20 protein-coding genes and 2 tRNA genes are annotated in these 21,929 nt (G+C 70.8%); 13 read left to right on the forward strand and 9 right to left on the reverse strand.

Going from position 1 to position 21,929, the window contains the following annotated elements; translation table 11 throughout:
- Positions 1–418: 418 nt before the first annotated feature.
- On the reverse strand, positions 419–838 hold the full coding sequence (locus KK483_RS35000; RefSeq protein ID WP_262009233.1) for a helix-turn-helix domain-containing protein: 420 nt from the start codon (positions 836–838) through the stop codon (positions 419–421).
- 790 nt (positions 839–1,628) lie between these two features.
- Here KK483_RS35000 and KK483_RS35005 point away from each other — a divergent pair.
- The gene (locus KK483_RS35005) at positions 1,629–1,997 is read left to right on the forward strand and encodes an SH3 domain-containing protein (RefSeq protein WP_262009234.1); all 369 of its coding nucleotides are present in this window, start codon (positions 1,629–1,631) and stop codon (positions 1,995–1,997) included.
- 1,986 nt (positions 1,998–3,983) lie between these two features.
- Here KK483_RS35005 and KK483_RS35010 read toward each other — a convergent pair.
- Both KK483_RS35010 and KK483_RS35015 read right to left on the reverse strand, forming a co-directional pair.
- Positions 3,984–4,361 carry a helix-turn-helix domain-containing protein gene (locus tag KK483_RS35010; protein WP_262009235.1) on the reverse strand — a complete coding sequence of 126 codons (378 nt, stop codon included), beginning with the start codon at positions 4,359–4,361 and terminating at the stop codon, positions 3,984–3,986.
- Between the two features lie 748 nt (positions 4,362–5,109).
- The gene (locus KK483_RS35015; RefSeq protein ID WP_262009236.1) at positions 5,110–5,367 is read right to left on the reverse strand and encodes a hypothetical protein; all 258 of its coding nucleotides are present in this window, start codon (positions 5,365–5,367) and stop codon (positions 5,110–5,112) included.
- Between the two features lie 1,437 nt (positions 5,368–6,804).
- Between KK483_RS35015 and KK483_RS35020 the strand changes: the two genes are divergently transcribed.
- The 12 genes from KK483_RS35020 (at position 6,805) to KK483_RS35075 (ending at position 15,304) form a co-directional block, all read left to right on the forward strand.
- A complete protein-coding gene (locus tag KK483_RS35020) occupies positions 6,805–7,560 on the forward strand; it encodes a peptidoglycan-binding protein (RefSeq protein WP_262009820.1) in 756 nt (251 codons plus the stop codon).
- Between the two features lie 359 nt (positions 7,561–7,919).
- Complete coding sequence (locus tag KK483_RS35025) at positions 7,920–8,795, forward strand: peptidoglycan-binding protein (RefSeq protein ID WP_262009237.1); 876 nt, start codon at positions 7,920–7,922, stop codon at positions 8,793–8,795.
- A 301-nt stretch (positions 8,796–9,096) separates the two neighbouring features.
- Positions 9,097–9,546, forward strand: a complete 450-nt coding sequence (locus tag KK483_RS35625; protein ID WP_399015878.1) for a helix-turn-helix domain-containing protein — start codon at positions 9,097–9,099, stop codon at positions 9,544–9,546.
- A 233-nt stretch (positions 9,547–9,779) separates the two neighbouring features.
- Positions 9,780–10,022 (forward strand): hypothetical protein, encoded by a 243-nt coding sequence (locus KK483_RS35035; RefSeq protein WP_262009240.1) that lies wholly within the window; start codon positions 9,780–9,782, stop codon positions 10,020–10,022.
- Positions 10,013–10,420, forward strand: coding sequence for a WhiB family transcriptional regulator (locus KK483_RS35040; protein WP_262009241.1), 408 nt, complete (start codon positions 10,013–10,015; stop codon positions 10,418–10,420). The genes KK483_RS35035 and KK483_RS35040 overlap by 10 nt, the downstream gene beginning before the upstream one ends.
- A 97-nt stretch (positions 10,421–10,517) precedes the next feature.
- Positions 10,518–10,602, forward strand: a tRNA-Leu gene (locus tag KK483_RS35045).
- A gap of 120 nt (positions 10,603–10,722) precedes the next feature.
- Positions 10,723–11,073 (forward strand): hypothetical protein, encoded by a 351-nt coding sequence (locus KK483_RS35050; RefSeq protein ID WP_262009242.1) that lies wholly within the window; start codon positions 10,723–10,725, stop codon positions 11,071–11,073.
- 192 nt (positions 11,074–11,265) lie between these two features.
- Positions 11,266–11,339 (forward strand) — tRNA-Ile (locus tag KK483_RS35055).
- Between the two features lie 150 nt (positions 11,340–11,489).
- On the forward strand, positions 11,490–12,413 hold the full coding sequence (locus tag KK483_RS35060) for an aldo/keto reductase (RefSeq protein ID WP_262009243.1): 924 nt from the start codon (positions 11,490–11,492) through the stop codon (positions 12,411–12,413).
- Between the two features lie 566 nt (positions 12,414–12,979).
- Positions 12,980–13,339 carry a hypothetical protein gene (locus KK483_RS35065; RefSeq protein ID WP_262009244.1) on the forward strand — a complete coding sequence of 120 codons (360 nt, stop codon included), beginning with the start codon at positions 12,980–12,982 and terminating at the stop codon, positions 13,337–13,339.
- Between the two features lie 38 nt (positions 13,340–13,377).
- Positions 13,378–13,743: a helix-turn-helix domain-containing protein gene (locus KK483_RS35070; protein WP_262009245.1), complete on the forward strand. Its 366-nt coding sequence runs from the start codon at positions 13,378–13,380 to the stop codon at positions 13,741–13,743.
- Between the two features lie 379 nt (positions 13,744–14,122).
- Positions 14,123–15,304 carry a methyltransferase gene (locus tag KK483_RS35075; protein ID WP_262009246.1) on the forward strand — a complete coding sequence of 394 codons (1,182 nt, stop codon included), beginning with the start codon at positions 14,123–14,125 and terminating at the stop codon, positions 15,302–15,304.
- A 562-nt stretch (positions 15,305–15,866) separates the two neighbouring features.
- Here the strand turns inward: KK483_RS35075 and KK483_RS35080 are convergent.
- The 6 genes from KK483_RS35080 to KK483_RS35105 all read right to left on the reverse strand — a co-directional run bounded on the left by KK483_RS35080 (position 15,867) and on the right by KK483_RS35105 (position 21,721).
- Complete coding sequence (locus tag KK483_RS35080; protein WP_399015885.1) at positions 15,867–16,940, reverse strand: ABC transporter ATP-binding protein; 1,074 nt, start codon at positions 16,938–16,940, stop codon at positions 15,867–15,869.
- A complete protein-coding gene (locus KK483_RS35085; protein ID WP_262009249.1) occupies positions 16,937–17,755 on the reverse strand; it encodes an ABC transporter permease in 819 nt (272 codons plus the stop codon). The genes KK483_RS35080 and KK483_RS35085 overlap by 4 nt, the downstream gene beginning before the upstream one ends.
- Positions 17,752–18,591, reverse strand: a complete 840-nt coding sequence (locus tag KK483_RS35090) for an ABC transporter permease (RefSeq protein WP_262009250.1) — start codon at positions 18,589–18,591, stop codon at positions 17,752–17,754. The genes KK483_RS35085 and KK483_RS35090 overlap by 4 nt, the downstream gene beginning before the upstream one ends.
- The gene (locus KK483_RS35095; RefSeq protein ID WP_262009251.1) at positions 18,591–19,700 is read right to left on the reverse strand and encodes a spermidine/putrescine ABC transporter substrate-binding protein; all 1,110 of its coding nucleotides are present in this window, start codon (positions 19,698–19,700) and stop codon (positions 18,591–18,593) included. Before KK483_RS35095 ends, KK483_RS35090 begins: the two co-directional genes overlap by 1 nt.
- A gap of 15 nt (positions 19,701–19,715) precedes the next feature.
- The gene (locus KK483_RS35100; protein ID WP_262009252.1) at positions 19,716–20,324 is read right to left on the reverse strand and encodes a TetR/AcrR family transcriptional regulator; all 609 of its coding nucleotides are present in this window, start codon (positions 20,322–20,324) and stop codon (positions 19,716–19,718) included.
- A 203-nt stretch (positions 20,325–20,527) separates the two neighbouring features.
- A complete protein-coding gene (locus KK483_RS35105; protein ID WP_262009253.1) occupies positions 20,528–21,721 on the reverse strand; it encodes an alpha-L-fucosidase in 1,194 nt (397 codons plus the stop codon).
- Positions 21,722–21,929 lie beyond the last annotated feature (208 nt).

Genomic DNA, 21,929 nt, shown 5'->3' on the forward strand with positions numbered 1-21,929 from the left:
GACGGCGGGCACGTAGCGGTAAGGCAACGGTGAGCATGGCCGTATCCGTTCTGCTGCGAAGAGGGGGGCGGCGCTGCAGGGCCGGCGCTGCGGAGCCGGCGTGAGCGAGCGGAGCACTGATGCTCTTGAGGAGCTCCTGAAAGCGGTCGACGACCGGTGCGTCTGCCGGCCGGGGGGAGCCGCTGTCGGGACGGGGCCGGAGTGTGTCCACCGGGGGCAGCTCCCGGCCGGCTGCGTGACCGCCGGCTGCGTGACCGCCGACGACGTGACCGCCGACGACGTGTCGGCCGGCCGAGTCGGGCGCAGGACGGCATGCGCCGGCGGTTGCCGGGCGCGGTCCGCAGACGAGGCGCCGGCGCCTGTGCCTGTGCCGTCTGTAGGGGCCCTCGTTCGAACCCAAGGGGGGGCTCGCTGGGGGTCAGGCTGCGGCCTGGTGGGTGGTGCAGGGGGTGGGGCGGTGGGTGCGGGGGCGGTGGGTGCGTGTGGGGCGCCGGTTCTTGCTGAGTTGGTGGCGGGCGAAGTGGGTTGCGGTGGGGGTGGGGGTGGGGGTGGTGGGGGCTGCGGTGGAGCCGGGTACGGGCGCGGGCGCGGGTGCCGGTGCAGGGGCGGGTGTGGGGGTGGTGGCGGAGTCGGGGGTGGTGGCGCTGAAGAGTTCTTCGGTGAGGACGCCGAGTGCGGTGGCGATGCGCCAGGCGGTTTCCGGGCGGGCTCCGCGGCGTCCGTGTGCGAGGAGGGAGATGAAGGCTTGGGATACGTGGGCGATGTCGGCGAGTTTGCGTTGGGAGAGGGACTGGAGACTGAGGAGTTCGGTGAAGCGTCGGCTGTCACGGATGCGCATTGAGCTTCCTCCCTGATCGGGTGGGCCCGGAATGGGGATGCGGGTCCAACATCGGTTCGGGAGAAGCGGAACACAGTAATCGTGGGGGTTTCAAATGGTGCCGACTGGTGTCTTTGCTGCGGTTATGGCAAGTGGTGTGGTGCGGGTGTGCAGGGGTTCGCTGGTTCCTGGGTGATTACCGAATAACGCGTGGCCAGCGGGGGTTGGTGTTATCGCTGGGCAGTGGGCTGTTAGAGCGCACCCCGACCAGCCACCCAGAACACAAAGTTATCGAGACCTCCCGTACCAGTAATAGAGCCGTGACAGGCGACTCCAGCACGCCCGCGAGACAGGGCAGCACATGCGGCGCGAGCCCTTCGCGCCACCAAGAACTCATGGCCTGACGACAGGAGTTGGCGAGCGCGCGGAGTGTTGTCGGGCGGAGCCGGCCGACAGCAGCCACGGCGCAGCAAAGGACGTGAGAACGGAGCGGACTGGAGGCTTTCGCGGCGCGCCGGCACGGAAACGAAACAGGCGAGTGCCCGCTCACCCTGACCAGTCCACCCCCGCTGCGGGGTGGACTTTGTGCTCCACTCAGCTGAGAGGGACTTGTCACCCCCGCTGAACACGAACAGGTTGGTTCTGCGGAAAGCGCGCTTGACCCCTCCGCCCTTTTCGCAGGGGCCTGCACAGCACCAGGCAGAAGCCCCCGTCTCGCACCGGCAGACCAGATGTCATGCCGGTCCATCACCCCACCCGCCAGGTTCCCTGAAATACCGGAAGGAACAGGTCTGTGATCTCTCGTAAGGTCTTGTTAGCGGCCGGAGCTTCTGCCGCCGCACTCGCGCTGTCGCTTGCGGCCGCTTTTCCGGCCACCGCCGGCGGCGGCGGTCTGCAGGACACCGTCCGCGGCCAGGTCGTCTCCGCCTCGCCGCTCAACATCCGCACCGTCCCCTCCACCGACTCACAGCCCCAAGGCGCATCGCTGCGGCCCGGCGCGAGCGTCATCATCGACTGCAAGGTCCGCGCTCAGGTCATCGGCGGAAACCAGATCTGGTACCGGCTGCGCCTCCAGAAGGGGGGGTGGGCGGCCGCCCGCTACATCCGCAACTCCGCTCCGGTTCCCTTCTGCTGGACGCCGCCCGCCACCACGCTGAGGCTGGTGCCCAGCGTCGGCTGAGCCACCGGTGCTTGGTGCGCGTCCCGTCATTGAGGTGCGCACCAAGCACCGACAGACGCCGGTCCGCAGCGAGCCAGGGCACATGCCATGCCGGCGACGCTGACGCCGGCGGTGATCCAGGCCCCGAAGGGCTGCTGCGGGCCCTTCGGGCACCACTCGCTGACGAGCCCGGATTTCACCGGCGTACCGCTCAACGGCGTTGATGTGCGATGCGGGTTGTCGGTCACTTCCCGCCCGCGGTTCGTGGCCTCGGGCCGGGTGTCGGCACAGGGCCGCTTGCCGGCAGTCATCATCAGAGCCGGCGACAAGTTGCAGGTGACTCTCGATCCCCTTGACCCCACCCAAGGTGCAACTCGTCGTTTCTGTTCTCGTTTCCCCACGGCCGCCGGCCGGATCGAGCAGCACCCTGATCGTGGCGAATGCCGCGGCTTACCTGGAAGGGGGGATGAGTACCCGGTTGCGGCGGGGCAGGCAGCGATCCTGGAATACCAAGTCCTGGCTACCCCCAGCCCATTTCCCAATGGGACAGGGAAGCTGAAGCTCGAACTAGGCCCGTCAAACAAGACCGAGAAGACGAACAACGAGAAGAAGACCCTCCTTGAGGAATCGGCGAGAAAGGGCTGCTTCCCGGAACGAGGCGCATGCCCATGTCGAGAGGGAAGGGTGCCCTACGGGTTGATGCCCGACCGCAACCTGGCGGTCAGGCTCGCCGGTCCTGTGCGCTCAGCTTCGTCGCCCAGGGCCGGTTCGGCGAGGCTCTGTTGCCGTAGCGAGTGTTGATGGGGAGGGGCGACGCTGCGCTGGAGCGGAGAAGAGGACGAGCTTCGGGGCTGCGGCGTGTTCTGCGCCCCGGACGCGTGAGCGTGCCGTCCTGCCGTAGCCGACGACGGTGTTTGCGCTGTTCCGTTTCTCCACGGCCCAGGGGCCTCGGCGGATGTCTCGCCGCAGGCCGGGACCGGCAAAGGGGGGTCACCGGCGAAGACGGTGCGTACCGCCCGGGCCCGGTTCTTCGAGGGCCTGGTCGGTGGAGTGCTGGGGGCCGCCGCGAGTGGATCCGCTGCACGTTCTGCTCCGCCTCGGCCGTGCCCACCCGCAAGGTGGTGGAGTACGTGACCATCGGGTCGTACGGCCGGGCGGTCAGTTCCCGGTGGATCGGGCGTGTCAGTGAGACTCCGAGGCCCGGCCGACCGGGCGGGGCGGGGCCGGCGTTCGGCCGGTACAGACGGATGCTGGCGATGTTCTTCAGCCGGGGCAGTGACCCCGAAGTTGCCCGATGGGCCAGTCGATCACGGCGCCGTTCCCCCCACTCCGCACCTGGCGTGATGGTGGTCCTTCCCGGCGTGGTCGGTCACCGACAGGACAAGCCTCCCGGCCAGGAGCCGGGCGTCGGGAACACCCTGAACGGCAGCGGGTCGCCAACTCCTTTGGAAAGATGCCTGGTTCACGGCATCGCCGACCGGGGCGTGCTGGACGCAGAGCTGTGGTCCGCTGGCAGCTGCCGGGGAACCCGTACGTGCCGCCCGCATGCCGTGGATGACGGTGGCCTTCATCAGGTCACCGCCCGTACCCCCCTCGGGTCCGCGGCGACCAGCGGTTCCGGATGCCGCTGCCCGGGCCCCGCGGAGACGGAGCCGGAGCCGGAGCCGATCGGCCCCTGAGGCCGCCGGCGCGGCGGAGGCGGCATGGGCTTGCCTTGGTCCCGAGCGCCTCCGGCCGACGTCGCCCACGAGTCGGTACACGATCGCCGGCCGGCAGCACACTCCACCGCCGGCCGGTTTCGACGGGATCACGCCCGAGCTCTGTGGCCTTCGCTGCGGTCTACCTGCTCATGCACCTCACTCACGTCGACCGCTGACGGCGTGGGCGGGCCATGGCTGACCACCTTCAGCGAGAACGCGATGGCCGTGGCCGAAGCCGCGAAGACGCTTCGAGCGGCGAACGCGGGGATGGCATCGCAGCGCAGGCAGTAGCCGCTGGGTGTGGGCGTCAGGCCGCGGCCTGGTGGGTGGTGCAGGGGGTGGAGTGGTGTGTGCGATGGCGGTGGGTGCGTGTGGTTCGGCGGTTCTTGCTGAGTTGGTGGCGGGCGAAGTGGATTGCGGTGGGCGTGGGCGTGGGTGTGGGGGTTGGTGTGGGTGCGGGAGTTGGTGTGGGTGTGGTGGCAGGAGTGGTGGCGAAGAGTTCTTCGGTGAGGACGCCGAGTGCGGTGGCGATGCGCCAGGCGGTTTCCGGGCGGGCTCCGCGGCGCCCGTGTGCGAGGAGGGAGATGAAGGCCTGGGATACGTGGGCGATGTCGGCGAGTTTGCGTTGGGAGAGGGACTGGAGACTGAGGAGTTCGGTGAAGCGTCGGCTGTCACGGATGTGCATGGCCTTCCTCCCTGGGGTCGGGCCGGCCCGGTGGGGGTTGCGGGTCCAAGATCGGTTCGGGAGAAGCGGAACACAGTAATCGTGGGGGTTTCAAATGGTGCCGGCTGGTGTCTTTGCTGCGGTTATGGCAGGTGGTGTGGTGTGGGGGTGTGGGAGTGCGCTGGTTCCGGGGTGATTACCGAGTGAGGTGTGACCGGCGGGGGTTGGTGTTATTGCTGGGCAGTGGGCTGTTAGAGCGCACCTCGACCAGCCGCCGGGAAGGCAGAGTTATCGCAGGTACCCGCACGTGTAATGGAGCCGGCCAAACCTCCATGAGGAATGAACTGGCATACGTGCATTGACAGCTGACACACACCAGGGTTGACAGTCCGGGCATCCCTGCCGGAGCCGGCCCCGCCTTGTCGCCTGCGGTACGGCTCCGCCCGCTGCGGTGGCCGGCAGTCTCTGCCCGCCACGCGCGGGCCGGTCCCGGCGCGCCTTTGCCCGGCCGGTGACCGCCGGCCCCTGCCCGGGACTGGACCTGGCTGATGCGCGACGAGCACGTGGGCGGTGCGAAGCGGCCGGCCGGGTACGGCTAGGGCGTGTTGCGAAAGTCCCGTCTGCGCGGCGGCGTCTGGCACGCACGCTCGCGGCGTTGTCGGTCGTCGGCGCAGCCCGCTGCGCTCTCCTTCCTCCGCCTTGCGATCGCACGCACCAGACGCCGCCGCGCCCGCCCTACGGGCGGACGACGCTACTTTCGCAACACGCCCTAGCCCTTGCGCTCCGGCCCCGCCTCGGGGGCGTCGTCCCGCTGCTGCCCTGTGTTGATGGCGCCGAGGTAGGTGGCGAGCGCGCCCATGGCCGCGCCCGACAGTGCTGAGAGCACGCCGGCGAACTGCTGCGACACCGGGTGCGGGGAGAGAGCGACAGCGATCAGGGAGACGCAGAGCGCTATGGACACGCCGACAGCGATCACCAGCGCGATCACTCCGGGCCAGGACCACTTCGGCCCGTTCTCGGTGGACATCTCCTCACACACTCCTTTGTGCGGCACGTTCACGTGCCGGCGCCCAGCGGCTGACGCCGGCGCACACGGCCTGGTGATCGATCTTCTTACGGGGTGTCAGCAGGATCCGGCCCGCGTGCGCCGGGTCGGCCGGTGGTGTCTGCGGCGTCTGCGGCTGTGCGGGAACGCCGCTGCCGGGCGGAAGAGTGCGGAGCGGCGGGCCCCGCGCCGATGCGCGAGACCGGCGGGGGAGCTGTGCCTCCGCCGGCGCCTGTGACCTGGTGCGCGGAAGGCAACTCTCGCCAGAAAATGTGGCATAAGCCTATCGGACCGTCAAGAAGTGTTTATCGGCTGATATCGGGTCTTGACCGCTTGATGGGTGTGTGTCACTTTTCATAGAGAGAGTGGATTCTTGTGCCTGCTGGACCGGGGGTCTGCCGGATCGGGGGCCGTGCCGGTGGGTGTGGTGTGTCCGTGGCGGCAGGGTGTGCGGGGGAGCGTTCGTCGGAGTGGGTTGCGCCGGGCGGTGGTTGGCCGGTCGCGGCTTGTAGTTCGCCCATGACGTACGGCGGCCGACCGCAGGTGGTGTGAGCGCCGGAGGGGTTGCTGCGGGCAGGAGGCAGGGCATCGCCCTGTCTCCTGCCCGGGGCGGTGCCTGGGGGCGCGTCCTGTCCTGGCAAGCCCTGGCCTTCCGCTCCGGCCCCGCTCCGGCCCCGCTCCGGGACTGCGGCGGGACTGCGCCGGGCCGTGCCGGACCGTGCCGGGACCGGAGTCATCGCCTCCAGCAAGAGCAGACCGAGGGCACGCGCGGCACGCCGGTGGAGCCGGCACAGCGGATCCGGCGCCGGCCTCACACCCGCAGACAACCGCCTGCCGGCCGTTCACCGGCCGTTGCTCACGGGATCCGCCCGGTCAACGGCCCGGCCTGTCTGACTGCCCAGCGGTGGATTCCCAGGTCGGGCGGTACGTGTCGTGGCCGTAGCCGCGGTCCGCGGGCAGGGTGTCGGGCCTGCTTCCAGGCGTCTGGCCAGGCCGGGAACCCAGGAGGGCTTGGCGAGTGCAGGTATCGGCTTGAGTGGTGCAGCTAACGGTTGCCGCCGGTCGGCGACACACCGCGTGCGGCCGGTCCGGCCCTGCTCAACGCCTGCCGGTCCGGGTGCCCGCAGTCGTACCGCGGCCGTCCCGTGCCTGTCCCGCAGCCGTCCCGTGCCTGTCCCGCGGCCGTCCCGTGCCTGTCCCGCGGCCGGCTCCGGCCCTGGCTGGGGCAGTAACGAGCTTGTCGGTGAGTGCAGTTCGTCCGGGGCGATCCATGGAGAGGGCTCCCTCGTCCCCATGAGCGGCCCGAGGGGCGTCCAGGCCGGCGGTCACGCCGGTAACGGTTTCTGTCAGGACCTCTGGCAAGGGAAGGGTCTGCACCGTGAGGTGAACGGGCCGTTCCCGCAACCTAGTGGAGCAGTCATGACTCGCGAATCGGTATCACTTGCGCAAGTGCGGCCCGGTCAGGTCAACAACAGTGTCCGTGTACTGCAGCGTGCTTTGGCGAAAGAGGTGGCATCGGTGTTCCCCGAGGCGATGCTGACGTCGCCGGAGTTCGGAACGTATGGGCCGGTGACGAAGGAAGCCGTGGCCCAGGTGCAGCGCAACCTGGGGTATCACGGCGGCGATGCGGACGGTGTCATCGGTGCTGCGACGCTGCGCTACCTGGCAGGCAAGTACGGCTTCGACGCCGTCGCGGAGAGCGAACATCACACGGTGGCGCCCACTCCCGGCAGACTGTCGCTCTCCCAGGTGCTCTACCACGACCCTCACGACAAGTCAGGGGAAGCGGCGATGCGGGCCTACGCCCAGCGGGCCTGCGAGTTGACCGGGATGGATCCCCGCTTCGGAGTGCCGGCCCTGGTCACGATCGCCAAGCGGGAGTCCTCGTACAACGATCCGCGCTGGCGGGTGAACACCACCGATGTGAACGCTCACGGGCCCCGGGTGGCCGACGGGCACCCGCAGAACTGCTCGCGCGGTGTCACCCAGTGCATTCCGTCCACGTTCGCCGCCTATCACCAGGCGGGCACCGCGCTCACGCCGTACGACGTGGTGGCGTGCATGTGCGCGACGATCAATTACGTCCGCGCCCGCTACGGCGTCGACCACTCCGGGTCGAACTTCGCCGCCCGTGTCCAGCAGGCCGATCCGCACCGCTCACCTCGCGGCTACTGAAACGGGCCCTGACCCGGTACTGCCCCCGGTGCCCCCGGGTCCGCTCGCCCGGCTCTGTTGCGGGCGAGCGGACGGTGAAGGCCCCTTCCGCGGTCCCCCTTCCGCGGGAGGGGTCCTCACTGTCATTCACCCGGGCATGCCCGCGGGGCGGGAACGGCACATGCTCGCGGGGCGGGAACGGCACATGCTCGCGGGGCGGGAACGGCATACAGCCGGAAACCGGCGCCGGTCGGGCGGCGTTCCGGGACAGCCCCCGCCCCGCCAAGCCCCGCACCGCCGCACCGTGGCCGCGCGAAGGGCCGCGGCCCGGGACGGCGCATGTACGCAGCACGCAGCAGCACAAGAAGAAGGAGGAAGTCATGGGCACAGCATGGATACCCGGGGCCGAGCGTCTGGGGAACGGCACGATCGGCGGCCCGATGGACCACCCCGACCGTCCGGCACGTGTGGTGTGGCACACCACGGAGAGCGGAGCCGGGCCTTCGGCATTCCACACCGTCGGGAACTACCTGATCTCCGTCCACAGCGAGCCGCAGATCCTCTACGACCCGACAACGGACCGCATCGGCCAGTACGGACCTCTGACGCAGAGCGCCCGGGCGCTGAAGAACTGCGGCACGGTGCGCAACAACCGGGTCGGGGCGGCGTGTATCCAGATCGAGGTTCTCGCACACGCCTCCCAGCCGTTCACCGCCTACTGGCGGCCGGGCCCCAACTTCCGTGCGCTCATGGCCGCCATCCGTTCCTTCGGCATCCCCGACGCCTTCCCGATGGGAACCCCGGCACGGTCGGTGGCCGGATGCCGGCGTGAAGCGTCCGTGTGGCTGACGCGGGGCGGGCACTACGGCCACTGCAACGTTCCCGGAAACGACCACTGGGACCCGGGCGGCATCGACACCGGCAAGCTGTTCGCCGCCGCCCCCGGCACGCCCCCGCCAGGGCACACCTCCACCACCGGCGGACTCGCACCGGGCACAGCGGGCTGCATACCCTTCCCCGGAACCGCGTTCTTCCAGGCCGGTGCCCACTCCCCGATAGTGACGGCCATGGGCCGAAAGCTCGTTGCCGAAGGATGCTCCGCCTACACCGACGGCCCCGGGCCGCAATGGGGCGAGGGGGACCGGCGAAGCTACGCGCTCTGGCAGCGCAAGCGGGGCTACAGCGGATCCGACGCCGACGGTATCCCGGGGCGGACGACCTGGGAGGCCCTCAAAGTCCCCAAGGACTGGGCGTGATACCGGCGCCGGCGCACCGCGCCCCGGGGGCTATGACACGCCCGGTTGGGGGATAACCGGTGCGCAGAGCCGGCTGTTGCCGGCTCCCTCCGTCGGCCCAGGGTGTCGCCATAACAGCTTCAGAGCTCTGCGCGCGGCCGGGCCAAAGCGGCGCCGGGTGGGGGGATGCCGCGGTGGTGCCGGAGCGGGAGAACGCCATAACCGTCAACGCCCGGCAACTTGCCGATCTGTTGCGGTGGTCACGATAACCGTGATGATCTTCCGATAAGCGCATAGCAGCGTCTCAGTCGAGGGGAGAGCCATGCAGCTCCGCGACACAGAGCGTTTCACCGAATTGCTGTATCTCAAAGGCCTGTCCCAGCGGAAACTGGCCGAACAGGCCCATGTTTCCCAGGCATTCATATCGATGCTGGCCCGCGGTCGGCGCGGGGCCCGGCCGGAGACCGCGTGGCGTATAGCCTCCGCGCTGGGCGTGTGCAGCCATGAGCTGTTCACCGTCGAGCCCGCCCGGCTGACGCGCCTGGCACGCACGGCCACCGACACGGCCGCTCTGTGCAAGGCAGCGCCATCGCCGCCATCGTCGCCATCGTCGCCATCGCCGCCATCGCCGCCATCGTCACCGCCGTCGTCGTCGCCGCTGTCGCCGCCATCGCCGCCATCGTCACCGCCGTCGCCGCCGTCGCCGTCGCCGTCGCCGCCATCGTCGTCACCGCCGTTGCCGTCGTCGCCGTTGCGGCCCACAGCCGCCTGAAGGACCGCTTCGCTCACGCACCCTTGGTGCCCCACCCCCGCACCCCCCTTTTTCCCGGGGGTCGGCGCCGGGCCGGCACAGCCCCCGTGAGGCGGAGCACCTGCCCGGTCCTCGCCACACCCACCGCCGCAGTTCCCTGCCCGGGGTGCGAAACCCCAAGCCCCGCCGGCTTCCGGGGCAAGCCGGGCCGCGTCCGCTGCGGCAACGCCCCGAACGAAAGGACATCCGCGCCCATGCCCGGCCATCCCCGCGCCATCACCGCCCGCGACAGACGCGGCAGCTTCGGCCCCACCGGCTCCCACCCCTGCGGTGCCCTGCGCCAGACGCTGCGCGCAGCCCTGCGCGCCGGGGACGACGCGCTCCGTGCCGGCCGCGAGCCGCGGCCCTCCGCCCGCGTCCGCCTCGGGCTCGCCCCAGGGCGGCGTGGTGCGGCGGCCGGCCCCACCGAAGAGACCTGGAGACGCCTGTGGAACTGAGCCTGACGCCCGCCACCGGCCACAGCAGACCCCGTCAGCTTTCCTTGTGGGACCGCCACTGGCGGCAGCACGGGGCCTGCGCCGGCAGCGACACGAACCTGTTCTTCGCCGACAACCGCTCCTGCGGGCAGGAGGAAGCCCTGGAAATCTGCGCATCCTGCCCGGTCCGGACCGAATGCCTCGCCTACGCCCTGGACGAGCGCTTCCCGTACGGCATCTTCGGCGGCACCACCCCGGCCTGGCGCCGGGACCTGCTGCACCGCCGGCCCCACGTCACCTCCTGGCGCGGCCTGCTGTTGCGAGCACGAGCCGAGCACATGAACCGGCCGCACCGCACCACCACCCCCGTCACCCGGACCCACCGGACCCAGTCGGCAGCACACGGCACCCACAACTGACCGCCCCAGCCCGCCCCACGCCCCCCACCCCCTTCCGTACAGGCATGCCCCTGGCACCGCCGCCGGCCGCCGGCACCCCGCCGGCGGCCCCAGCCCAGAGCGAGTGGCGAAATCCGGTAAACGCAGCGGACTTAAAATCCGCCACCCCCCAGGGTTTGTGGGTTCGAATCCCACCTCGCTCACCGGCCCTCCAGATCCGCCTCACCGCATCCCGGACCTTCGGCTCCGGCTCCGCGGCACACGGCGCGCCCATCCACCGTGCCCTCAGCCCCATACGGTCAAAGCCACGACCAGGAACACGCGTGAACGCCTACCTCAACCTCGCCGTCAAACAAGCCGCACGGTCCCGGTGCCGTTACCGCGTCGGCGCTGTCCTGGCCAAAGGAGGCCGCATCCTCGCCCACTCCTCCAACCGCTACCGCAACGCCCCCAGCACCGACTTCCACCACGCGACCTTCCACGCCGAGGAAGTACTCCTGCGCCGTACGCGCTCGGCCCGCGGCGCCGTGGTCTACGTGGCCCGTGTCCGCAGGAACGGCGCCCCGGCGCTCGCCCGCCCCTGCCCGCGCTGCCAGCGGGCCCTGGCCGCCGACGGCGTCGTCCGCGCCCTCTACACCACGCCCACGGGGCCGGGCAGCCTGCGCCTTGGCTGACGGAACGTGACCTCCCGTGGCCGGCCGGGAATCCCGGAGCACCCTTCCCGGACCGCAGGCACGGGGCCCGCAGGCACGGGGCCCGCAGGCAGAGGGCCCGCAGGCACGGGGCCCGCAGGCAGAGGGCCCGCAGGCACGGGGCGCCGAGCCCTGACACCACACCACCCCCGGGGACAGCGGCCCCCATTGCCAGAGGCGTTAGCTCAGCCGGTCAGAGCAGGGGACTCATAATCCTCCGGTCGCGGGTTCGAGTCCCGCACGCCTCACCGCGCGCCCCACCCCACCCCACCGCGCCCCGCCTCGCTGCACCGCACCGCGCCTCACCGCGCCCCCAGTTTCACTGGGCCCGCACGCGCTGGGCGGCCCAGTCTCGCCCCACGCCCGGCCGACAGCCGAAACGCGAGAGGAACACCTTCATGCCCGCACCGCCCCCGAGAACCGCCGCACCCCGCATGACCCACCGCCGCAGCGGCCGCAGCGGACTCCACCTCCCCGTCCTCTCCCTCAGCCTGGCAGGCCGCAACAAGCCGCTGTCCGCACCCAGCGCACTGATCCACCACGCGGTCAACGAGGGCATCACCCACTTCGACTTCACGCTACGCCGCGGTCAGATATCCGCGACGGCCGACGGCACCACCGGCCACGCCCTGGCAACGGTGCGTGCGCGGCGCAGCGACGTGACCGTCTCCACCCGTATCGGCCTGGGAACCGGCCCCGGCCCCCTGGCCGGATTCGGCTCCCGCGGGCATCTGCTCTCCCAGCTCAACACCCTGCTCCGGTACACCGGACTCGACCACGTCGACATCCTCTACGCGCACCGCTACGACCACACCTGCCCGCTCGAGGAGACCATGGGCGCCCTGGCGAGCGCGGTCCATCAGGGAAAGGCCCTCTATGTGGGCCTGTCGGGGTTCGGGCCGTCTGTGCTGGCGCGAGCGGCCGTACTCCTGAACCGGCTGGGCACCCCCGCCGTGCTCTACCAGGCCTCGTACTCCCTGCTCGACCGGTGGCTCGAAAACCAGGTGCTGGATGTTCTCGAACTCCACGGCATCGGCTGCGTCGCCGGCTCCCCGCTGGCGGGCGCCGCCCTGACCGGCCGCGGACACGCGCTGGCCGCTCCTCCCGGGGTGCTGTCCGCTCTCGCGCGCATCGCCGCCGAACGCGGCCAGAACCTGGCCCAGCTCGCCCTCAGCTGGAGCCTGCACAACCCGCGCATCACCTCCGCCCTCCTGTCCACCTCCCAGTTCGACCACCTCGCACAGGCCCGGGAGGCCGCCGGCCGCCTGGACTTCACCGCCGACGAACTCGCCGGTATCAACGCCTGCTGCCCGCCGGCCTGAGCCGCCGCAGCAAAGGGGCCGACGCTAGGGCGTGTTGCGAAAGTCCCGTCTGCGCGGCGGCGTCTGGCACGCACGCTCGCGGCGTTGTCGGTCGTCGGCGCAGCCCGCTGCGCTCTCCTTCCTCCGCCTTGCGATCGCACGCACCAGACACCGCCGCGCCCGCCCTACGGGCGGACGACGCTACTTTCGCAACACGCCCTAGCCCCCTCGGCACGCCAGCCCCCTCTCGGCACCCCGGCACCCCGGCACCTCGTGGCCCCGTGGCCCGCGTGGTCCGCCGTTTCACCGGCCGTGCGTGCCGTATCCGCCCGTTCACGCTCCGCCCCAGCGGCCGCCAGGAGCAACTCATGCAACCTACGTGCCTCATATGCGCCACCGACACCACGCAACCGGAAGAACCATGCCCGGTATGTCAGGTCTGTTCCTACAGGCTGCGCTGGGCCCTGGACAAACTGCCCCACCTCTACGTCCAGTTGCATACCGAACTGCCCCACGGCACACCCCGCCGGAGAATCGAGTCGGCCACCCGCCACACCCCATGGCGCAGCCGGGACATTCCCGTCCCTTTGCGGATCTCCCTGCTCGCCCACGCCGACCACTGCGTCGCGGCGGTCCGCTGCTGGTCGGCCCATGCTCTGCCCGGCGCACTGCCCCCCGAGCCCGTGCGCCCCGGCCGCCTGCTCCAGCAGCTGTGCCTGGCACTGTCCGACGACCTGCCGGCGGCCGTGCGAACCGCCGCCGACGCCACCCGCGCCCGCAAGGTCTGGCGGGCCTACACCCACGCCTGCCAGCTCCTGGACCGCGAGGAACCGCCCCGGCGACTGCCCGAGCCGTGCCCCGTATGCGACCTGAAAGCCCTCATGCGTCGAGCCGACGGCGACATCTTCTGCCGCTCCTGCAACAGCTACTGGCCCGCCACCGGATGAACCCGGACCCGCCCCCGCCTCAGCGTCAAGGACACACCATGCCCCCACAGTTCTCCCGGCGCGGCACCCAGGCCGATCCCGCGCTCGCGGACCCCTCCCGCAGGCTGCTGACCACCGCCGAGGCCGCCGAGGTCGCCCAAGTGAGCCCCGCATGCATCCGCCAATGGGTCCGCCGGGGCTACCTGCGGCCCGTAGCCCGCTACGGCAAACGCAACCTCTACCGGGAGGACCATGTGCTGCGCGCGGAACGGGACCGCCGCAACCCCGGCGCCCCATCACCCGGCACCGGCACCCCGCAACCCCGCAACCCCGGCGCCCCGTCACCCGGCACCGGCACTTCGTCATCCGGCACCGGCGCCGCGCGACACGCGACGAGCCCCGATTGGCCCACGGCCGAGCGATAACCTCACGGACACCCAGGCGAGTTCACACAGCCGTCGGCCCGCACGAGGGCCGCGCATTCCCCGGCGTCCTTGTTCCTGTTATCCCTGGTCCGCATCGATTACCGGCCCCGCCGCCGGTGCTCGGGCTGCCTTGCGACGCCACCACCGCTGTGTTCAGATCACCCGCAGTGACGAGCCGTCACCACTGCCGGAGCAGCAGTTTGCGGCCGTCACAGGGAACCGGCTCCGTTCGCCGCCGGCGTGCCCGCCCACACCCCGCCCACACCCGATCACCCCCTTTCCCCTGCGCCTGCGCCTACGCCCACGCGCACGCGCAGCGGACAGGGCCATGGGCGCCCCCGACGGGCACCGCGCAGAAAGACCGAAGAGAAAGGCAGCGATGACCACCCTCGACAGGACGGAGCAGATCGCCATGCGGGGTCTGCTCACCACCATCAGCGACACCCTGGGCACCCCCCTGGCACCCGAATGGGAGCACGCCTACCAGACCGTTCCCAGGCACCGGTTCCTGCCCACCCGGCTGTGGACCGGGAACGCCCTGGCCGAGTGCGCGCGCAGCACCGACCCGGAGACCTGGCTGCGCCACGCCTATACGGACATCCCTCTCGTCACCCGGCTCAACGACGGCTATGACGGGGCCGTCGGTGATCTGCGGCCTTCCTGTTCCGTCCCCGAACCCTCCCTCGTCTTCCGGATGCTGGACATGCTGGATGTGCGAGACGGCCACGACGTCCTGCACATCGGGACCGGGACCGGATGGATCACCGGCCTTCTCGCCCACCGCCTGGGCGGGGATCACGTCACCACGGTGGAAGCGGACCCGGCGCTGCACGTCCAGGCCGGTATCAAGCTCAAGGCGGCCCGGCTGGAGCCCGTCCTGATCGAGGGGGACGGGGCGGCCGGGCACGCGGCCGGGGCGCCCTACGACCGTGTCCTGGCCGAGTGTTCCGTCCGCGCGGTGCCGCGCGCGTGGCTGGAGCAGACCAGGCCCGGGGGAGTGATCCTCACCCCGTGGTCCTCACCCTGGTACGGCTTCGGCCTGCTGCGGCTGACCGCGCACAGCGACGGCAGCGCCTCCGGGCCCTTCTCACCCCATGGCGCCTGCACGCTCATGAGCGGCCAGCAGGGCACGGAACTGAGTATCCACCGGGACGTGGTGCGCCCCGAGCAGCTGGCGCACCTCTCCGAGACCAAGTTGTCCCCGTGGGCGGTCACGGGCGATGACCGCGCCGCGAAGTTCGCGATGGGTCTGCTGCTGAGGGACCTCTGGTGGGCCTGGCACTCGAACTCGACCATGGACGGGGTCGCGTTCCAGCTGTGGATCGCGACCACTGACGCCGCCTCCTGGGCGGCCATCGACGTGGCGGAGCGGGCCGCTGACCGCTTCACCGTGCGCCAGCACGGGCCGCGGCGGCTGGTGAACGAGCTGGAAGGCGCCTACGCGTGGTGGCAGGGTGTCGGCAGCCCTGGGCCCGAACAGTTCGGCATGACGGTCACCGCCGACGGCCGTCACATCCCCTGGCTCGACTCCCCGGACAACATCCTCCCCGCCCGCCGCTGACACGCCGCGGTCCCGGCCGTCCGCATCCCCTTCCGGACGGCCGGGACCCGCGGTCGCCGCTGCGCCCTGCGCGACAGCGCAGGCCCCCCCTTCACGCGGAAGCAGGTATTCATCGCCGGCGGAGCCGGCCCAGCCGCGGCTCAGCGCCTCGCGCGCCCCGTGCGGCGCCCGGGCGGGATCAGCGCCGGCAGTACGTCCCGCCGCTGCCAGATGCCGGCGACGGCCTTGGTTCCTTCGGACAGGCCGCCGCCGGACAGGCCGCCGCGGCCGCGGTCCCGCAGAACGGCCCGGACAGGAGCCGCACGGTCAACTCGGTACGCAGGGCGTTGCGTTGCCCGTGCGGCTGACGCCAGCCCTCCCCGTGCCCCGGTCACCTCGCAGCCGCGGTCCGCCAAGGTCCCGGGCGCAGGACAGGTGACAGCCCCCGCGAGGCCGGCGCCGAAGACCAGGACGAGGACGAAGACCAGGACGAGGGCCCAGGACCAGGACCAAGACCAGGACCAGGGCCAAGACCAAGACCAGGACTGGGGGCGGAGCAAGGGGCCGGCCGGGAGTTCGTGCTTCACGCGTCGCCGTCCAGGAGCAGGCAGTGCTCGGGCCGCCAGCCCAGCTCGACGCTCTCCCCGCCGCTCCAGCGTTTCTCGCGGCGGGACCGGTCGGCGTTCTGCTCCAGCACCGACAGCTCCACTCCCGGCGCCACTTCGACCAGGTAGGTGGTGCTCGCCCCGCCGTAGACGCTCTCCCGCACGGTGCCGCGTACGCGCACCATGCCCGGCTCGAAGTCGCCGAGCCGGATCTTCTCCGGGCGCACGGACGCGCTCACCCGCGCCCCTTCGCCAAGGCCCGGCCGTCCGGGCACGGGAAAGGACAGGCCGCCGGGCAGGGTGAGCCTGCCACCGGCGTAGCGGCCCGCCATCACATTGGAGACGCCGATGAAGCCGGCCACGAACGCGTCGGCGGGCCGTTCGTAGATGTCCTCGGGCGTGCCGGTCTGCGCGAGTGTCCCCGCCCGCAGCACCGCGAGCCGGTCGGACAGAGCCAGCGCCTCGTCCTGGTCGTGGGTGACGAAGACGAACGTGCAGCCGACCTCCCGCTGGATCTCTTTGAGCTCCAGGCGCATCCGTTGGCGCAGTTGCAGGTCCAGCGCCGAGAGCGGCTCGTCCAGCAGCAGCACCGAGGGCCGGTTGACCAGGGCCCGAGCCAGCGCCACCCGCTGCTTCTGACCGCCGGAGAGGGTATGCGGCCGGGCCCTGGCCTCGCCCAGGAGCCCGACCAGTTCCAGCATCCGCCCGACCCGCTGGATGATCTCCTTGCGCGGGGCACCACGCCGCTTCAGGCCGAAGGCGACGTTGCCGAAGACGTCGAGGTGCTCGAAGAGGGCGTAGGACTGGAAGACGGTGTTGACGTCGCGCCGGTGCGGCGGCAGGAAGGTGACGTCGTTCGCGCCGATGCGGATGCGTCCGCTGGTCGGGGCGTCGAATCCGGCGATCATCCGCAGCGTGGAGGTCTTCCCGCAGCCGGACGGCCCCAGCAGCGAGAAGAACTCGCCGTCGCCGACGGTGAGATCGAGCCGCCGCACGGCGGTGCGCGAGCCGAACGTCTTGCTCACGCCGTCGAGGTGTACGCCGGACATCATTCTCCCGAGAGCAGGTCGAGCCCCGTGCCGCGGCGGCCGAACAGGCGGGGCAGGGCCAGGGCGAGGGCGATGAGGACGGCGGAGCCCGCCAGCATCACCGTGCCGACGGCGTTGATGGAGGGGCGGATACCGAACCGCATCGCCGAGTAGATGCGCACCGGCAGGGGCTGGTCATCGGTCCCGCTGGTGAAGGCGGCCAGCACGAAGTCGTCGAAGACCAGCGCGAAGACCAGGATCGCGGCGGCCAGCACGACGGGCGCCAGCGCGGGGAGGGTCACCAGGCGCAGCGCCTGCCACCTCGTGGCGCCGAGGTCCATCGCCGCCTCCTCCACCTCGGGGTTGAGAGCGGCCAGGCGGGCCCGCAGGATCACCGCCACGTAGGAGACGGAGAAGGTGATCTCGGCGAGTATCAGGGTGAGCAGCGACGGAGTGATGCCGAGCCCCTTGAACAGCAGCAGCGACGCGACACCGGTGACGATCTCGGGGGTGAGGAGCGGAATCAGCGTCACGAAACCGGCGAAGGCCCCGAACCGGCCGCGCACCCTGCTCGCCCCGACCGCCATCGCCGTGCCGAGCACCACCGAGCCGGCCATCGCGACGGCGGCGACCTGCACACTGGTGGCCACCGACCCGGTCAGCGCACCGTCCGAGAAGAACTCCCGATACCAGCGCAGGGAGAAACCGGAGAAGGCCGACAGCGACTTCCCAGCGTTGAAGGAGAAGAGCACGACGGCCGCGATCGGCGCGTACAGCACGAGAAAGAACACGCCGAGCACGACGAACGGCAGCCGGCTCTTCACGAGACCCCTCTTCACGAGACCTCTCTTCGCACACCCTGGCGCACATAGCCGACGGTGCACAGCACCAGCACGGCCATGAGCAGCACCGTCAGCGCCGCACCCAGCGGCCAGTCCTGCCCGGCGAAGAACTTCTCCTGGACGAGGTTGCCGATCATGAGCTGCTCCGGGCCCCCGAGGAACTGCGCACTGACGAAGTCCCCGGTCGCGGGCAGGAACGTCAGCACCGCCCCCGCGTACACACCGTGCCGAGTGGCCGGCACGGTGACGGTGACAAACGTCGCAAGCCGGCTGCCGTACAGGTCGCGCCCGGCCTCGATCACCGCGGGATCGAGCCGCTCCAGCGCGGCGTACACCGGAAGGATCATGAAGACGACGAACCCGTAGGCCAGACCGCCGACCACCGCGGCCGCGGTGGACACCATCCGCTCCGGGCCGAACGGCAGCCAGCCCACCACCCGCATCACCGGGCCCTCATCGGCCAGCAGCGCGCTCCACCCGTACATGCGCACCAGGTAATTGGCGAAGAACGGCACCACGACGGCGGCGATGAGCACGTTCTTGAAGCGGCCGCCGTACCGGGCGATGCTGTACGCGACGGGGTAGGCGACCACGGCGCACAGGGCGGTGGCCGCCCCCGCGTACAGCAGCGACCGCACCAGCACGCGCGCGTAGACCGGTTCCATGAGCGTCCGGTAGCTGGAAGGGTCCACGGCGAAGACCGGGTTGCCCAGCGGGTCGGTGGTGCCGAACGACAGCGCGAGGACCAGCAGGATCGCCCCCAGGAAGAACACGCCGAGCCAGGCGAGGGCGGGCAGGGCCAGCGCGGCCCACAGCCGGGAGTGCCGCCGCATCACGCCGCCTTGACGGTGGTCCACACAGCGTCCCGCAGACGCGTCTGGGCCAGGGGCAGATTGCGGTACTGGTGCCCGAAGGCCAGCTCCGCGGGGCTGATCCGCAGCTGCGGGAAACCGGCGGAGATCTCCCTGAAGGCCCCCTCGGTGGCCCGGTGGGGCTGCGGGTAGCCGATGTAGCGCAGATTCCGCACCGCGTTGTCCGGGCGCAGCATGTAGTCGATGAACAGCAGCGCGGTGCCCGGGTGCCGGGCACCGCGGGGTATGGCGAAGCAGTCGGAGTTGACCGGAACACCTTCCCGGCAGGTCTGGAACCCGAACCGGCCCGCATCCCCGCTCGCGCGCACCGCCACCAGGAAATCGCCGCTCCACATCTGATGGAGCCACGCGTTGCCGTTCAGCATGTTGGTGTGGTCGTCGGAGGAGAAGCCGCGCAGCCGCGGGCGCAGCGTGCGCGCCTTGGCGCAGACCCGCTCCAGGCGCACCGGATCGGTCTCGTTCAGATCGAAGCCGAGCAGCAGCGCCACCGCCCCGAGGACCTCGTCCCGGTCATCGAGCAGATAGGTACGGCCCCCGGCGCCTTCGTGCCACAGGTCGTTCCAGGAGCCGGACAGCTCGCCCAGCTTGTCCTTACGCCAGCCGATTCCCGTCATATACATCTGGTACGGGACGCTGTGCGCCGACCCGGGGTCGTACCAGGGATCGTGGAACTCCTCGTAGATGTGCCCCCAGCCGGTGAACCGCTCCAGCGGCAGCGGGTGCAGCTCACCGGCGGCGGCCAGCCGCTGCACCCAGCGGGCGGTGGGAAAGACGACGTCGTAGCGGTTCCCGGCGGTGATCTTGGCGATCATCGCCTCCATCGAGTCGAAGTTGGCCTCCAGGACCTCCACCCCGTACTCCTTGGCGAAGCCCTTCAGCAGGGCGGGGTCGATGTAGTCGGCCCAGTTGAAGTAGTGCAGGTCGCCGTCCGGCTCCGGGCGGATGACCGGGCGCTCGGCACCGGCTCCGGCTGGGGCGCGGTGCGGCAGGAAGGCGCAGCCGGCGCCAGCCGCTGCGAGGCTTCCTGCGGTGCCGGCGCGCAGCAGCGCCCGGCGGGTCACAGTGGACATGGAACGCGGAACTCCTCAGAGAGGTCTGGCCGGTTGGTCGCCCTTGAGACCGAGCCGGTCGCGGAGCACGTTCCAGATGTCGGTGCGGGCGGCCTCGAAGGTCACGGCGGGGTCCTCGATGACGAGCCGCTCCGCGTAGCCCTCGGTGAGCGCGAGGACCAGGTCGGCGGTCCGGTCGGGATCGGCGGCGGTGAACTCCCCGGTCGCGGTGCCCTCGCGGATCAACTCGGCGATCCACTCCCGCAGCTGGCGGAACAGCTCGACGGTCAGGAGCCGGGAGTCCTCGTCGTGCGAGGCCCGCGACAGCAGCTCCCGCCACAGTCGGAAGAACCGGTCCAGCTCCGCGGAGGTGGGCAGCTGGACGTCGATGTAGCGGGCGAGGCGCCAGGTGGCGGGCGGTGCGCCGGGCGGCGGGTCGGCGACGTAGTCGGCCTCTGCCACGTGCTCGAAGCAGTGGAGCATCGCCGCGTGGAAGAGCTTCTCCCGGTTGTCGAAGTGGTAGTGCAGCAGCCCCGTGGAGACCCCCGCGTGTTCGGCGACCATCCGCATCCGCACCTTCTCCAGGCCGACGTCGGCGATGACCTCGCCGGCTGCGACCAGGATGTTCTGCCGAGTCCCGCTCATGTCCGACGGTGCCCCTCATGTTCGGATGCGTCTGATTGAACAGCCAGTCAGACTTGTCATCGCGCCTGCGGATGTCAAGAGGATGGTGAGAAACCGTGGAGCAACGGAGATGGCCCTGCGGCCTGCGCGAGGTGGTGCCGAGCCGTCGGCCGCCATCGCCCTGGGGTCTCTGGACAGCCCCGCCTGGAGCGGTACCGACACGGCTACTCGGTCATCCAGGTGTCCTGGTGGAGTTCGAGTTCGCCGTCGAGTTCGAGGACGAGGACACCGGGGGAGGCGGGCGGCTTGATACGGATGACGCGGGGGATGTTCCAGTCCGGCAGACCGCCGACCACGTGGTACGGCACCTCCGCTCCCGTGCTCAGGACGGATACGCGCCGGACCGCGTTGCGCAGTCCCCGCAGTTCGATGAGATGCCACGGGGCGCGCGTGCAGAACAGGAACAGGGTGCGCCGGTCCTGCGACAGCGTGGACGGGCCCTCGAAGTACCCGTAGGGCAGTCCGGTGGTCGCATAGACGGCGTCGCGGTTGCGGCGGATCCACCGGCCCAGACCCGTAAGACGGTCCGCATGCCCGGGCAGGATCGTTCCGTCTTCCCGCGGACTGGTCTTGAGTAGAAGGTTCCCGCCGCCGGAGACAGTCTCCGCGAACACATGGATGAGCTCACCCACGGACTGCTGCCCGGCAGGGGAGGTGTGGCCCTGTGCATCATCGAGCGGATAGCACAGCTCCCACGGCCCGTCGGAGGGGATCACCGGTATCCCCAGCTCCGGTGCGTCATGGACCCCGTCACCGCCCGAACCCCCGATGACAACCGTCTCCGGGCCAAGGACAGGAACCAGGCCCGGCAACTCCTCCGCCCTCCACCGCTCGTGGCCGTGCCCCCCGGCGCCATCGAACCACAGCAGATCCGGGCGGTAGTTCCCCACCAGTTCCCGGACCTGTCTTCGGCGGGCACCCGCATCCGCCGGCGGGCCCAGCCGGGCAGGGCCGACCGCCGCAGCAGAGCGCTGACCCCGGTCGAGGTACGAGAAATACACCCCGACGCGAAGCCCGCGCCGACGCAGCGCCCGGGCGAACGGGCGGATGAGATCCCTGCCCGCCGGGGTGGCCCTGACGACCGACAGCTCCGTGGTCGCGGTGTCCCACAGAGCCACCCCGTCATGCTGCCTCGCCGTCAGCACCGCGTACTTGGCGCCGGCCCGGGCGAACAACTCCGCCCAGGCATCGGCGTTGTAGCGCGCGGCGGTGAACCCGCCCAACTGCTCCATGTACTCCTGGTACGCGATCTCACCGGACACCGAGGACCGGGACAGAGCGACCCCCCGGACCGAGGAGATCCCCCAGTGGACGAAGATGCCGAGTCTGGCCTCGGCGAACCACGACTGCGTGGTCATAACCTCTGTTCCTTGCGTTCCAGGCGGCGAGAGGACGCACAAGACGCACGCGTACGCCTGCGGGTGAGGAAGGGGGGAGCATCCGGTGGCGGTGGAGTCCGGGAAACGCTCCAGGCGGAATGGGACAGCTACCGGCCAGGTGCGCTCCTGCGGGCAACACAGCCGTCTGACAGGTGCCGCACGAGCCGGCCGGAGCTGAGACCGATGA

This window comes from Streptomyces sp. FIT100 (genome assembly GCF_024584805.1).
Lineage (GTDB): Bacteria > Actinomycetota > Actinomycetes > Streptomycetales > Streptomycetaceae > Streptomyces.

Coding starts and splice junctions, on each gene's coding strand:
- KK483_RS35105 (WP_262009253.1), bottom strand. CDS start 21,721: ATGACCACGCAGTCGTGGTTCGCCGAGGCCAGACTCGGCATCTTCGTC.
- KK483_RS35070 (WP_262009245.1), top strand. CDS start 13,378: ATGCCCCCACAGTTCTCCCGGCGCGGCACCCAGGCCGATCCCGCGCTC.
- KK483_RS35090 (WP_262009250.1), bottom strand. CDS start 18,591: ATGCGGCGGCACTCCCGGCTGTGGGCCGCGCTGGCCCTGCCCGCCCTC.
- KK483_RS35075 (WP_262009246.1), top strand. CDS start 14,123: ATGACCACCCTCGACAGGACGGAGCAGATCGCCATGCGGGGTCTGCTC.
- KK483_RS35025 (WP_262009237.1), top strand. CDS start 7,920: ATGGGCACAGCATGGATACCCGGGGCCGAGCGTCTGGGGAACGGCACG.
- KK483_RS35010 (WP_262009235.1), bottom strand. CDS start 4,361: ATGCACATCCGTGACAGCCGACGCTTCACCGAACTCCTCAGTCTCCAG.
- KK483_RS35035 (WP_262009240.1), top strand. CDS start 9,780: ATGCCCGGCCATCCCCGCGCCATCACCGCCCGCGACAGACGCGGCAGC.
- KK483_RS35625 (WP_399015878.1), top strand. CDS start 9,097: ATGCAGCTCCGCGACACAGAGCGTTTCACCGAATTGCTGTATCTCAAA.
- KK483_RS35015 (WP_262009236.1), bottom strand. CDS start 5,367: ATGTCCACCGAGAACGGGCCGAAGTGGTCCTGGCCCGGAGTGATCGCG.
- KK483_RS35000 (WP_262009233.1), bottom strand. CDS start 838: ATGCGCATCCGTGACAGCCGACGCTTCACCGAACTCCTCAGTCTCCAG.
- KK483_RS35100 (WP_262009252.1), bottom strand. CDS start 20,324: ATGAGCGGGACTCGGCAGAACATCCTGGTCGCAGCCGGCGAGGTCATC.
- KK483_RS35095 (WP_262009251.1), bottom strand. CDS start 19,700: ATGTCCACTGTGACCCGCCGGGCGCTGCTGCGCGCCGGCACCGCAGGA.
- KK483_RS35060 (WP_262009243.1), top strand. CDS start 11,490: ATGCCCGCACCGCCCCCGAGAACCGCCGCACCCCGCATGACCCACCGC.
- KK483_RS35080 (WP_399015885.1), bottom strand. CDS start 16,940: ATGATGTCCGGCGTACACCTCGACGGCGTGAGCAAGACGTTCGGCTCG.
- KK483_RS35020 (WP_262009820.1), top strand. CDS start 6,805: ATGACTCGCGAATCGGTATCACTTGCGCAAGTGCGGCCCGGTCAGGTC.